Source organism: Arthrobacter sp. zg-Y1143, assembly GCF_030125565.1.
Classification (GTDB): Bacteria; Actinomycetota; Actinomycetes; order Actinomycetales; family Micrococcaceae; genus Arthrobacter_B.
This window is the reverse complement of sequence record NZ_JASKLW010000009.1, coordinates 33,072-45,619: the sequence shown is the minus strand read 5'-3', so window position 1 is coordinate 45,619 and position 12,548 is coordinate 33,072. Positions and strand designations below refer to the sequence as shown.

Genomic DNA, 12,548 nt, shown 5'->3' with positions numbered 1-12,548 from the left:
GTCCACTGCCTCCTTTTCCCGCGCCCTGTTACAGAAAGACGTCTGGATACGCATGCTGTCTTTGGTCTTATGGCTCATCCAGCTGGTGTTGGCACTGCTTTTTGCCGGGGTCGGATTCATGAAGCTGTCCCAGCGGCATGCCCGGCTTGTGGACAATCTTCGCTGGCCGGAGGACTTTCCCGCCGGCACCGTGAAGCTCATTGGGCTCCTCGAGGTTCTGGGCGCCGCCGGGTTGGTGCTGCCGAAGGCAACCGGGTGGCTGCCTGTGCTGACCCCCGTTGCTGCGTCCTGCCTGGCGCTGATGATGGCATTGGCCATAATGGTCCATGTCCGCCGCGGAGAGCGTAACCGCATTGCCTTGGCGGCCATCCTGATGGCCCTCTCGCTGGTGGTTGCACTGGGCAGGTTCGGTGCCTTCTCCGCCCTGGGCATGTAGGAGCCTCGAGTGGCTGCCGCTTCCAAACAACCCGAAAATCCGCCCCTTGCCCGCGTGGTGGCGGACCTCTACGCGCTCCTGCCCTCCGAGTTCACCGCCGCCCGCAACGCCCGCGCCGCCGATGCCGGACGGAACGGAGACAAGGACCTGGCCAAACGCATCAAGGCCCTGCCCAAACCGTCCACCGCAGCCTGGCTCGTGAACCTGCTGGCGGACCGGAAGCAGGATGACCTCGCGGCGGTGCTTGACCTCGGTGCTGCCCTGCGGGAAGCGCAGGAGGACCTGGACCAGAAGCAGCTGCGCCGGCTGAGCACCGAACGCCAGCGGCTGCTGCGTGCCATCGTCCGATCGGCCCGGGACCTGGCCGCGGACCTGGGCTATCCCGTCAGCGAGGCCCTCGCCGGCGAGGCGGAGCAGACCCTTTGGGCCGCAATGACTGATTCAGCGGCCGCCGACGCCGTTGCCAGCGGACAGCTGGTCCGCTCCCTTGCTGCCAGCGGCTGGGAGGAAGTGGACCTCGACGGCGCAGTAGCGGATCCGGACTCGGTGCGGCCCGCCCGGAGCGGGTCCGGGGACCGTACCGCAGCCACCAGCGGGACAGCTCCAAGCCCGGCGAAGGGCGCCGGGAAAGATTCTGCCGCCGACAGCCGCCGCCGGGCCGCGGCCGAACGGTTGGTCCGGAAGCTGCAGTCCGAACTGCAGGACGCCGAAGGCGACGAACGGACAGCGCAGGAGGCGTTCGACACCGCCCAGCAGGAAGTAGATGAAGCAGCCGGCCGCCGCGACCGGCTGACGGATGAAATCGATGACCTGCGCGAACGGATCCGGGAGCTCGAACGGGAGGTCTCGGCAGCAGACCGGCAGGCCGGGCGGCTGGAACGCGAACGGGACACTGCCCGGCGGGCGGCCCGCTCTGCCCGCCGCTCCGTGGAAAAAGCCCGCCAGAAGCTCGCCGATGCCCGGGACGCAGCCGACGCCGGGAAATAGGTACGGAGAATGAAGGCGCCCTACGGGACCGGCCGGAGCATGCCGAACCGGCTGCGGATCCGGGCCAGGTCGGTGGGATGGCCGGTCCCGGGGAACACGCCGTCGTAATCCGGCAGGCCGATCACATCCAGCCGGCACCCGGCGTCGTACAGCACGTCCACCACATTGCCGAAGCGCTGCCAGCCGTAGGGGCTGGAACCGCCGGTTTCCGGCACGCCGCAAATCACCCAGTGCCGCCGTGTGGAGGCGAGCTGCAGATAATCCGAGGTGGCGGACTGGGCGTGGCAGAGGTCCTCGAAGTCGAACCAAAGCTGCGTCCCGTCATCGCGCAGGGCCTGCAGCGTCCGGGTACCCGGGGTAAGCTGCGCCGCTTCCTCCGGTCCCGGCAGTGACAGCCCGGCGCGGGCCAGCAGGGCCGGAGCGCACCGGCGCAGGTGATGCCCCGCGGCGAACCCGTTGGTGTTCCGGGCGGTTGTTCCGGCGGTAGGCACGGTCCGGTAATCCACACCTGCATCCAGCGCCACTACCTGAATATTCCCGGTGATCAGTGCGATTCCCGGTTCGAAGAGGTGATGGAACATCGGATCGGGCAGCAGCTCGGCAGGGGCGTAGTTGGACGTGGCCACCAGGACTATCCCCCGATCCAGCACCATGCGCAGCATCCGGGTGATGAAGGCGGCATCGGCCGGATCATTGACGTGGAACTCGTCGAAGCACAGCAGACGCACGGTGCCCAGCATCTGGTCCAGTGCAGCGGCGAACGCTGACTCGCGCCGGTAGCCGGGGTCGCCGTAGCCGGCGAAGACGCGGGCGTGCAGTTCGCGGAAGAAATCGTGGAAGTGCAGGCGGCGTTTGGCCTGGATGTCCACCGACTCGAACAGGGTGTCCAGCAGCCACGTCTTGCCCCGGCCCGGCGGCCCCCACAGATAGACGGAGGCGTTCCCGGCGGCCGGTTCGGGCGAACGCGCTGCAGCGGCGGCGCTCACGAGGGCGGGCAGGGCGGCCAGCTGTCCCCGGTCCAGGTCCATGCCCTGCATGCCGGCGGCCCGGCGGAATTCCTCAGCGGCATTGTCAGCCTGGACGGTACACATGCTTCCGTTCTACCCAACCGGCAGTCCGGCACAAAATGCGTACCGGCTGTCCGGCCGGCTGCGCGCGGCATGACCGGGCCGCCTAACAAGGCTGCAAACCGGCACAAATAGGTGCAGGAAATTCGGCCTAATTATTCCAACCGGGCGGTGGTACGGTCGGAGTCCGGCACGGAACGAATAACCATTGCTGCAAGCGGACTAGCCCCGCTATGGAGGAATCATGACCGACCATGTTGCCAATGTCCAAGACTGCTCCGTCACCAACTGCGACTTCAACCATGAGGGCTGTACGGCTTATGCCATCACCGTGGGCGGATCGCGGGAGCATGCCAGCTGCTCCACCTTCATTGATACCTCGGCCACCGGCGGCCTGCCCAAGATCCTGGCCCAGGTGGGCGCCTGCCAGCGCAACGAGTGCAGGTTCAACGACCACTTGATGTGCGACGCCCACGACGTACGGGTAGGGCCGGGCGCCGAACTGGCGGACTGCCTGACCTACCAGCCCCGGTAACCGATGCCCTCAGTTCTTCTCGCCTCCAACGTTGAGCTGCCCGAGCCCTGGCCCGGCGGTTTCGCCCCGGCCGTGGCCGCTCTGGCCGGCGGCGGAAAGGTGCAGCGGCGGTTTGGCGTGGCCGCCCGGAACCGGGTTCCGGTTCCCGCGGGGACCGAGGTCTGGCTGCTGCAGCGCGGCAGCGACCTGCGCGGCCCGCGCGGGTTGGTTGGCCACGGCACCGCGCCCGGCCCCCTTGCTTCCGGGGGCACCACCCTTGAGGTGGATTTCGATCTCTTGCTCCCCTTGGGCGAGCAGTTGCCCATCGCCCTCCTCCTTCAGCGGATGCCCGGGCTGCCTTGGGCTGGACGGGCCGGCCTGAGCGCACTTCCCGACGCCGCGGTTCCGGCCCTGCGGCGCATCTGGTCCGAATTCATCGGCCCCCAGCCGGACCCGGTGGTTCCCGGCCCGGGGTCCGTTGGCGGGCAGTGGCTGCGGCAGCAGCACGTGAACCGGTTTGAGCAGGACGCCGAGGCGCGGCGGGTGTGCCTGGCTTTCCACGGTGATGCCTGCGCTGCCTGCGGACTGGACCCCGCCAGCCGGTACGGCGCAGCAGGTGCCGGCGTGATTCAGGTGCACCTCCTGGTTCCGGGTCCGGATCTCGCCGAGGACTACCGCCTGGATCCGGTGAGCGATCTGGTGCCGCTGTGCCCCACCTGCCACGCCGTGGCCCACACCCGGGTGCCGGACCCGTTGACCCCGGCCGAAGTGCGCGGACTGCTGGCTGCTTCAGGAGAAGACGCAGGGACCGGCCCCGGAACCGCCGTCGTCGGCCGCGTTGTCAGTGCACGCCAGCTGCAGGCGCAGGAAGACGCTGACCGGCTGCGCGGATTTCGCTAGACTCGAAGATCCATGAGCATTCCAGCGAGCACCTCCAAATCCGTCCGCGTGGACGCCTGGCTATGGGCCGTGCGTGCCTACAAAACGCGGTCCGCGGCCACTGCCGCCTGCCGTGCCGGGCACGTCCGGCTGAACGGCAACCCGGCCAAGGCCGCGCAGCCGGTACAGCCCGGCGACACCATCCGTGTGCGCCAGCCCGGTTTCGAACGGATCCTGGAAGTACGCCAGCTGATCAGCAAACGCGTGGGCGCCGAGGCGGCGTCGCACTGCTTCACCGACCACACGCCGGCCCGTCCGGCAGCCCCCGCGCTCGGCATTCCGGTGCGGGACCGGGGCGCCGGCCGGCCCACCAAAAAGGACCGCCGCGAACTGAACCGGCTGCGCGGCGGCAGCTAACCTGCTGCGGCGGTGTCACAGCTCACAGCGGGGCAGCCGCACACGAGCATTTGCGTGCCTAAGATGGTGCCCAACTGTTCTCCGGGACGCTGCCGGCACCGCTGCGGACCACATCCAGCAGAAGGAACCCAGGTATGCCGCAAGCACCAACTCCTCCCCCGTCCCGGCTTGCGAACCTGCGCGATTTGGGTGGCATCGCGGTAGCGGGCGGACAGGTCCGGCCCGGCTTGGTCCTGCGCGCCGACGACGTCGCCACCACCACGCCGGAGCAGGTCGCCGAGCTGGTGGAGGCAGGCCTGCACACCGTCATTGATCTCCGCTCCCCCGAGGAAGCACAGCGGACCGGGCGCGGTCCGTCCGCCAATCACGGTGTGGAGTATCTGGCCCTGCCCCTGACTGATGCCATGGGTGCTCCGACCGAGCGGGCAGGAGACCTCCTGGCCTCCGTCCGCACCCCTGAGCATGTGGGCCGCTGGTACGCGAAGATCTTCACCGCCCAGAAGGAAAGCCTGGTGCGCGGACTCGAAGCCGTGGCCGATTCCCCGGGCGCCGTGCTTTTTCATTGTGCTGCCGGCAAAGACCGCACCGGCCTGTTCGCCGCGGCGCTGCTTTCAGCGCTGGGAGCGGATCCGGAGGCCATTACCCAGGACTACGCCAAGACGCAGGAACGGTTGCCCGAGGTATACCGGCGGATGGGGTTGAAAGACCTCAGCGGCGGCATGGATATTCCGATGGACCACCCGGTGCTTGCCGCGCATCCCGCAGCTATGCGGGCCATGCTGGACACGCTGGCCGGACGGGCCGGTGGCGCCGACGGGGCCGGTGGCGCCGGCGGGGCCGGTGGCGCCGGTGGCGCCGGCGGGGCCGGTGGCGCCGGCGGGGCCGGGGCGATGGCGGTGCTGCGTGCCGGCGGACTGACCTCGGAGTTGGTGGGCAAACTTCGCAGCCGGCTGGTGCAGCCGGTGCCGGCCCAGGTGTAGGGGGCCTTCCGGTGTCCGCCCGCCCGCAGCGCATTGCCTCTGCCCCCGGGAGGGTCAGCACGGGCCCCAAACGGCCTGCTGCCCTGTTGCTGCTGGCCACGCTCGCAGCGGTGCTGTGGGCAAACGGAATATGGGTGAGCCCATCACTGGCCGGCTCCTACGAGAAGTTCTGGGCGGCTACCGTAGAGGTGCGCGCCGGCGGAATGGACCTCGAACTGACCCTGCGCGAACTGGTCAACGATGTTTTGATGGCCGTTTTCTTTTTCGTCGTCGGGTTGGAGGTGCGCCGGGAATTTGCCCTGGGAGAACTGACCAACCGGTCCCGGGCCGTGGTCCCGGTGGTGGCCGCGGCCGCGGGTTTGGCGGTACCGGCAGTGATTTTCCTGCTCCTAACCATGGGGACGGACAACGCCGGAGCTTGGGGTGTGGTCATTTCCACGGACACTGCCTTCCTGCTGGGCGCCCTGGCCATAGTGGGCCCCAAAGTTCCCGGCCGGCTGCGGATCTTCCTGCTGACCCTGGCGGTGGTGGACGACGTCGCCGCCCTGAGCGTCATCGCTGTGGTCTACACCGATCATTTGAATCCCCTGGCCCTGATCCTGGCCTTCGCCGGATTGGTCGCCGTCTTCTGCACCCGGTACCTGCCCCGGGGCCGCGGTCCCGCCTATGCCGTCCTGGCGGTACTTACCTGGCTGGCCTTCTACGCTTCGGGCGTGCACCCGACCCTCGCCGGCGTCGGCATCGCCCTGCTGGTTCCGGTGTTTGCACCCGGCCGGCACCAGGTGGAACACGCATTGGACCTCGCCCGCGTTTTCCGCCAGTCGCCCAACTCCGGCTATGCCCGTGCTGCCGCGTCCAGCCTGCGGGAATCGATTTCCATTAATGAACGTCTGCACAGCGCATACACCCCCTACGTGGACTATGCGATTCTGCCGCTTTTCGCCCTTGCCAACGCGGGGGTCCGGCTGGATGGGCAGTCCCTGCTGCGGGCAGCGCAGTCGCCGCTGGCGTGGGGCATTGTGTGCGGCCTGGTGCTGGGGAAGTTTATTGGCATTTTCGGGGCCTCGGCGGTACTGAAGCGGCTGCGGATTGGGGAATTCGGTCCTGGCCTGACTCTGGGTCGGATTGCCGGCGGGGCAGCGCTTTCCGGCATCGGCTTCACCATTGCCCTGTTCATCATCGGGCTGGCCATCCCCGATCCCGGCGTGCAGAACGAGGCACGCGTCGCTGTCCTGGCCGCGTCCGTCCTCGCTTTCGCCGCAGGGGCAGCGGTCTTCGGAGTCCTGGAGCGGCGGCGTCCCGCGGTTCCGCCGGGACAGGTCTTGGCGCGTCCGGTGAATCCGTCCCGGGACCATGTGGTGGGCCCGCCGGACGCCCCGCTTACGCTGGTGGAGTACGGGGACTATGAATGCCCGTTCTGCAGCAAGGCCACCGGCACCATCATGGAAGTACGGGAGCACTTCGGACCCCAGCTGCGCTACGTGTGGCGGCATTTCCCGCTCTCCCGCGTCCATCCGAATGCCGTGGCAGCTGCGGAAGCGGCCGAGGCAGCCGCTCTGCAGGGACAATTCCGTTCCTACAGCTCCTACCTCTTTGAGCACCAGGATGACCTGCTGCCCGAAGACCTGCTGCGCGCTGCGGAAGAGGTGGGACTCGACATGGAACGCTTCGAGGCGGACCAGCGCTCCGCCGAGGTCAGCAACCGGGTTTTGGATGATGCCCTCGACGCCGAGTCCATGGACCTGAACGGCACACCCACGTTTTTTGTCGGCACCCGCCGGCATCACGGGCCCTATGACGCCGCCACCCTCATTGCGGCATTGGAAGCGTCCCGGCCTTCCCCGTCCTGACCCGGCGCAGCCGGCTAGCCCCGGTGCTGCCGGCCAGACCCGGTGCAGTCGGTCAGCCGGGTAGGCTCTGTAGCCATGGAAAAGAAGATTTTGGTCACCGGAGCGGGTCGGGGCATCGGCGCCGCAATCGCAGCGGCCCTCGCGGAGGCCGGCTGCACAGTTGCGCTGCATACGGGTCACGACGGCGAGGCGGCCCGCCGGGTGGCTGCTGCCCTTCCCGGGACCGGGCACGCCGTCGTCGTCGGCGATCTGTCCTCGCCGGAGGAATGCGAACGCGTTTTCGCTGAAGCAGTTGGGGAGCTGGACGGGTTGGATGTGCTGGTCAACAATGCCGGGGTGTTCCGGGCGCAGCCGGTGACGTCCGGGTCCTATACCGACTGGCAGCAGGCCTGGCGGCAAACCCTGGACGTGAACCTGGTGGCACCGGCGAACTTGTGCAGGCTGATGGCCGACCACCTGATGTCCCGTCCGCAGGGGCCCGACGGCGGCCGGCTGGTCAATGTGGGCTCGCGCGGGGCGTTCCGCGGGGAACCCGAGAATCCCGCCTATGCGGCCAGCAAGGCCGGACTGCACGCGCTCACCCAGTCCCTGGCCCTGTCCCTGGCTCCGCACGGCGTCTTCGCTGCCGCCGTCGCTCCGGGTTTTGTGGATACCCGGATGGGCCGGCCCGCTTTGGAGGGAGAGAGCGGTGTGGCGATCCGGGCGCAGAGTCCGTTCAACCGCGTGGCCGAGCCGGAGGAAGTCGCGGCCACCGTGGCGTGGCTGGCGACCGAGGCGCCGGTGTGGACCAGTGGCACCATCATCGATGTGAACGGTGCGTCCTACCTGCGGTGACCGGTGGGGGGTCTCTGGTGCGTATTGAGCGGCGCCTTCCGGGGTGCCTTCCGGACCTAGGTAGTCGCATTCGAAAGTCGGGTATTTGGACTTTTCCCAGGAGTCATTGTGGCCCTGTTTTGGGCGCGGAAAAGTCAGTGCCTAGTGAAATTCTTGAGCCATGGATCAGCTCGGGAACACCGAACGGATAACCGAAGAGCCAGAGGCTGCACGCCGGACCGCCGAGGGGCGGGCTGGTACCAAGGATGCGTCGGACACGGATCGCACATTAGCGGTGTTTCGGGCGGACCCGGGTGCCGGCACTGCCGCCGACCAGACCAGTGCTGCCTCGGGATTTCCGGATGGTTTCAGTGGAACCCTGGCGCTGGCGAACCTCGAATCCTTCGACGACCAGGCAACCGGTGAAGTCCTGGTCCGGGTCGCACACCTGATCGCGTGGGCGGAGGCGCAGCGGGCCCGGGCGCTGAACCGGATGGAAACCATTTTCCGGGAGGATTACGCCGGCGCGACCGGACGGGTGGAACCCGGGATGGCTTTCACACTGGCGGCTGCCGAGTGTGCCGCCCTCCTGCAGATACCGCACGGCACCGCGCAGCGGTTGATGTTCGAAGCGGGCCTCCTATCTGGCGCCCATACGGCCACACTGGAGGCGCTGCAGGACGGGAGCCTGAGCTACGGGCATGCCCAGGTGGTGCTGGACCAGTGTGAGAGTGTTCCTGCCGCCGAGTTGCCAGAGTTCGAAGCTGCTCTACTGAAGGCGGCACAAGGTCAGACCCGGTCCCAGTTCTCCGCCAAGGCCCGCCGGCTGCGGGAGAAGAAGTACCCGCAAACCATTGAGGTCCGGCACCTCACTGCGTTCGAGAAGCGCCGGGTCTCCCTGGACCGGGAAGAAGACGGGATGTCCTGCCTGTCGGCGTATCTTCGTGCGGCGGAAGCGCAGCAGATCTACACCGCGCTGAGCAGTGCGGCCCGCGGTGAACAGTCTGATGGGGATTCCCGGACCACGGACCAGCTGCGCTCGGACATTCTGGCCCAGTTGCTTATGGGCGGTCTTGGTTCTGCCCGGTTCGATGACGGGAGTGCACGCCGCGGATCGGGCACAGGACCCGACGCTGCCGGTGGTGGTGCTGCTGGCCGCGCAGCAGGCAGCGGGCCGGAGAATGCCATCGCTGACGAGGACGCGGATAAATCGGGTGTATTGCCGCGAGCGGAAATCATGGTCCTGATCAACGCGGAAACACTCTTCGGAGCCAACGAAGACCCTGCTGAGCTGCACGGTTACGGACCAATTAGCGCCGAAGCAGCCCGCAGGCTCGCCCGCACCGCGACCCGCTGGACCGGCCTCGTCCAGAACCCGGACACCGGGGAAATCCTCGGCGTGGGCAGGCGACGGAAAGTCCCGGCCGGACTGGCCCGGTGGCTGCGTGCCCGGGACGGGACCTGCCGGTTCCCCGGCTGCCGGGTCAGCACTGCGGTCTCGGAAATTGACCACACCACCGATTGGGCGGACGGAGGCCCCACGGATCATGGCAACCTCGCCCATCTGTGCCGGCGGCATCACCGGTTCAAAACCCTGGGATTCTGGAAAGCGTCCCAGCCCGAACCGGGCGTGATGGAGTGGACCTCACCGAGCGGACGGATCTACCGAACCGAACCGTTTCTGGAACTGGCGCCACCACGCCCTGTACCAGACCGCTTAGGGGAAACAGTTCCGCCGTTCTGAGCAGAGCACCGTCAGCGAGCGCCGCAGTGGGATGTAATTTGCGAGCCGGCCCGGCTCCCCCCAGCAAAGCTCGCCGCCAAAACCCCAGCCAAAACCCCCGCCAAAGCTCCTAGGCCTGCGGCGGCTGTCCGTTGCTGGCGGTCGTGCCGCCGTCCACGGGAAGGATCGCCCCAGTGATGAAGCGAGCGGCATCGGAGGCCAGGAACAGGATCGCGTCGGCCACTTCATCGGGCTGCCCGATGCGGCCCAGGGCAATCCGTTCCGCGAACTTGGCCTTCTGCTCCTCGTCGTCCTTCTTGTCCTCCACCAGATCGGTCCAGATCAGCCCGGGAGCCACGGCATTCACGCGTACCCCGTCCTTGCCGTGGTCCAGTGCCACTGCGCGGGTGAAGTTGGTGACCCCGCCCTTCGCAGCGTTGTAGGCGCTCATATTCCAGTCCGCGGCCATACCGGAAACGGATGACGTGTTCACAATGCAGCCGCGGCTTTCGATCAGGTGAGGCATGGCCGCCTTGGTGCCGTAGAACACTCCGGAAAGGTCGGTGTCCAGCACCCGGTGCCATTCCTCGACGTCGGTCTCCTCCACCGGCCCTTGGGAGAGCGTACCGGCGTTGTTCACGAGGATGTCCAAGTGCCCGTGCGCGGCGACGGTGTCTTCAACCAGCTTGCGGACATCGTCCCAGTTGCCCGAATCGGCGACGACGGCGGTGGCCCGGCCGCCCGGCAGATCGGCCAGGGTTTCATTGATTTTTTCGGCGACTGTGTCGGTCATGACCACGGTGGCTCCTTCGGCGGCGAACCCGCGGGCCGTAGCCTCGCCAATGCCCGATCCGGCGCCGGTGACGATTACGACCTTGCCCTCAAAACGGTTGTCCATGTGCAAAGCCTTCCTCTCAATAAGCAGGTGCCAGCGGTAGTGCCAGTCCTTACGAACCTATCACCGGGCTTTTGGGGCCGTCTCCAGTTCGTCGTCCACATAGACCGGTTCAGCGGCCCGGATGCCCGCGCCCACCATCACCACGGCTGAGCCCAGCAGGATCGCCAACGGCAGGGTCCAACTGCCCGAAACATCGTGCAGCGCGCCAATGGCGAACGGCCCCAAAGCAGCCAAGAGGTACCCCACGGGCTGGATGAAGCCCGAAAGCCGGGCGGTGGTGCGAGGCTCCCGCGAACGGGCAGTGATCAGGGCCAGCGCGGTAGGGAAGGCAAACCCGGCCAGCCCCAGGCACAGCGCCCACAGCCACGGCAGGGTGGCCGGTGCCAGCAGCAGGCCCGAATACCCGGCCAGCATTAGAACGCCCAAGCCCGCAATGTAGAACCGCAGCCGCGAGGAGCGGGCCACCAGCGCCGGCATGATCAGCCCGCCGGGAATGCCGAGTGCTGCGATGATGGCCGCCATCAACCCCGCCTGCCCCTGCTCGAGGCCCGCATCGCGGTAAATCTGCGCCGCCCAGCCGAATTGCACGTAGGCGTGCATGGACTGCACCCCGAAGAAAATGCTCAGCGCGACGGCGGTGCGGGAGGAACGCATCTTCATTTCCCTGCGTTGCCGCTGTTCTCCCGCCACCACGTCGCGGCCGGTTTTAACCGCGACAAGGGTCCACGGGACAAAGGCCACCAGGGCCGCTGCACCCCAGATACCCAGGCTCAGCCGCCAGCCGTTGGGATCCCCTCCGGCCAGCACCCCGCCGAGCAGCAGCGGCAGGGTTGCTCCCAAAGCCAGGGTGGTTCCGTAGATCGAGTTCATCAGGGCCAGCCGCGCCCCTCCGTGGCGCTTGATGAACGCCGGAACCAGGATGTTGCCCACCGCCATGCCGGCGAAAGCCAGCACCGTCAGCAGCAGGAACAGGGCAGCGGAATTCACCAGGGACCGGAGCAGCAGCCCGGCAGCGATGGCGGCCAGAGCAAGGAGGATGGACCCGTTGATGCCTGCTTTGCGGGAAATCGCGACTGCGAGCGCCCCGACTACGGCGAAGGTCAACCCGGGCAGCGCAGTAAGCACTCCCGCTGCGGTGGCACCGATCCCCAGCCCGGCCTGCAGTTCTGCCAGCACCGGCCCCACGGACGAAGCACCGGGCCGCAGGTTCACCGCCACCAGGATGACGGCCAGCGCCGTCAGTAAGACGGGAAGGGAAGGCCGGGTTCCGTGTCCTGCAGGGGTCTTCCTCGTCTGGCTCATTCGAAACTTTCTACCACGCCCTAGGGGCGCCGTGCGGGTTCGTCCGCGGAGATTACGACAAAGGCCGTGGCGGTGTCGGGAGCGATTTCGGTCATTCCGGCGTCGACAATCAGCGGACCGGTTCCGTCGCTACCGGCCAGTGCAGTGAACCGCTCACCCGCAGTGAAGCGGACGCCGGCGGGCTCGCCGGCCTCGTGCCAGGCCAGTTGCTCGGCGAACGGCAGCTGCAGGAACCAGGACAGCAGGGCATGGGCGGCCTGGGCTGAAGCCTTCCCCGTGGACATCTCAAGGTCCGCGTTGAGGACGATCACCGGTGCGGACCGCGGCCAGGGCGCCGGTTCATCGTCGGGCAGCTGTGTGCCCGAGACCTGCAGCTTGGCCAGGTCCTTGGGCATCTGTTCGTAAGTGACCGGTTCAAAGGCAATGGCCTGCGCCCGGCCCACGGTGACAGCGCCCGACGGCGCGGCAGCGGCCAAGCGGGCAAAGGTGGTGGGATTGGCACGGCGCACGGTTTTCGTGAACCGGCCGTAGAGCCAGTTCTCCCAGGCCTCGCTGTCCCCGGTGGCGGCGTACGCGCGAACGCTGGCGACAGCGGCTGCCGCCACGGCGTCACGGTGCGCTGCGGGGTCGGTTTTGTCCACAAGCAGGACAATGGGCTGGACTTTGTCGAACGGCTGCATAA

General features: G+C 67.7%; 13 protein-coding genes. 9 read left to right on the top strand and 4 right to left on the bottom strand.

Translation table 11 applies throughout. The annotated features are described in order from the left end of the window. Positions 1-52 precede the first annotated feature (52 nt). Both QNN98_RS10835 and QNN98_RS10830 read left to right on the top strand, forming a co-directional pair. Positions 53-436 (top strand): DoxX family protein, encoded by a 384-nt coding sequence (locus QNN98_RS10835; protein WP_283997067.1) that lies wholly within the window; start codon positions 53-55, stop codon positions 434-436. A gap of 9 nt (positions 437-445) precedes the next feature. Beyond that, positions 446-1,423, top strand: coding sequence for a hypothetical protein (locus QNN98_RS10830; RefSeq protein ID WP_283997065.1), 978 nt, complete (start codon positions 446-448; stop codon positions 1,421-1,423). 20 nt (positions 1,424-1,443) lie between these two features. Here the strand turns inward: QNN98_RS10830 and zapE are convergent, their stop codons facing one another. Beyond that, the gene (zapE, locus tag QNN98_RS10825) at positions 1,444-2,514 is read right to left on the bottom strand and encodes a cell division protein ZapE (RefSeq protein ID WP_283997063.1); all 1,071 of its coding nucleotides are present in this window, start codon (positions 2,512-2,514) and stop codon (positions 1,444-1,446) included. 220 nt (positions 2,515-2,734) lie between these two features. Between zapE and QNN98_RS10820 the strand changes: the two genes are divergently transcribed. From QNN98_RS10820 to QNN98_RS10790, 7 genes are all read left to right on the top strand, one after another. Continuing rightward, the gene (locus QNN98_RS10820) at positions 2,735-3,025 is read left to right on the top strand and encodes a DUF1540 domain-containing protein (protein ID WP_283997061.1); all 291 of its coding nucleotides are present in this window, start codon (positions 2,735-2,737) and stop codon (positions 3,023-3,025) included. A gap of 3 nt (positions 3,026-3,028) precedes the next feature. Beyond that, positions 3,029-3,904: an HNH endonuclease gene (locus QNN98_RS10815; RefSeq protein ID WP_227926660.1), complete on the top strand. Its 876-nt coding sequence runs from the start codon at positions 3,029-3,031 to the stop codon at positions 3,902-3,904. 12 nt (positions 3,905-3,916) lie between these two features. Then, on the top strand, positions 3,917-4,300 hold the full coding sequence (locus QNN98_RS10810) for an RNA-binding S4 domain-containing protein (protein WP_227926659.1): 384 nt from the start codon (positions 3,917-3,919) through the stop codon (positions 4,298-4,300). Between the two features lie 134 nt (positions 4,301-4,434). Next, entirely contained in the window at positions 4,435-5,280 is an 846-nt protein-coding gene (locus QNN98_RS10805; RefSeq protein ID WP_283997057.1) for a tyrosine-protein phosphatase, read from the top strand. Between the two features lie 11 nt (positions 5,281-5,291). Continuing rightward, a complete protein-coding gene (gene nhaA, locus QNN98_RS10800; protein ID WP_283997055.1) occupies positions 5,292-7,130 on the top strand; it encodes a Na+/H+ antiporter NhaA in 1,839 nt (612 codons plus the stop codon). Positions 7,131-7,205: 75 nt separating this feature from the next. Then, positions 7,206-7,964 (top strand): SDR family NAD(P)-dependent oxidoreductase, encoded by a 759-nt coding sequence (locus QNN98_RS10795; protein ID WP_283997053.1) that lies wholly within the window; start codon positions 7,206-7,208, stop codon positions 7,962-7,964. Between the two features lie 160 nt (positions 7,965-8,124). Continuing rightward, positions 8,125-9,687, top strand: a complete 1,563-nt coding sequence (locus QNN98_RS10790) for an HNH endonuclease signature motif containing protein (RefSeq protein WP_283997051.1) — start codon at positions 8,125-8,127, stop codon at positions 9,685-9,687. Positions 9,688-9,796: 109 nt separating this feature from the next. Here the strand turns inward: QNN98_RS10790 and budC are convergent, their stop codons facing one another. From budC to QNN98_RS10775, 3 genes are read right to left on the bottom strand one after another with little or no spacing between them, the layout of a single operon-like run. After that, the gene (gene budC / locus QNN98_RS10785; RefSeq protein ID WP_227913553.1) at positions 9,797-10,564 is read right to left on the bottom strand and encodes a meso-2,3-butanediol dehydrogenase; all 768 of its coding nucleotides are present in this window, start codon (positions 10,562-10,564) and stop codon (positions 9,797-9,799) included. Positions 10,565-10,624: 60 nt separating this feature from the next. Next, positions 10,625-11,866 carry an MFS transporter gene (locus tag QNN98_RS10780; protein WP_283997048.1) on the bottom strand — a complete coding sequence of 414 codons (1,242 nt, stop codon included), beginning with the start codon at positions 11,864-11,866 and terminating at the stop codon, positions 10,625-10,627. A gap of 20 nt (positions 11,867-11,886) precedes the next feature. Beyond that, positions 11,887-12,546: a peptidyl-tRNA hydrolase gene (locus QNN98_RS10775; protein ID WP_283997046.1), complete on the bottom strand. Its 660-nt coding sequence runs from the start codon at positions 12,544-12,546 to the stop codon at positions 11,887-11,889. Positions 12,547-12,548 lie beyond the last annotated feature (2 nt).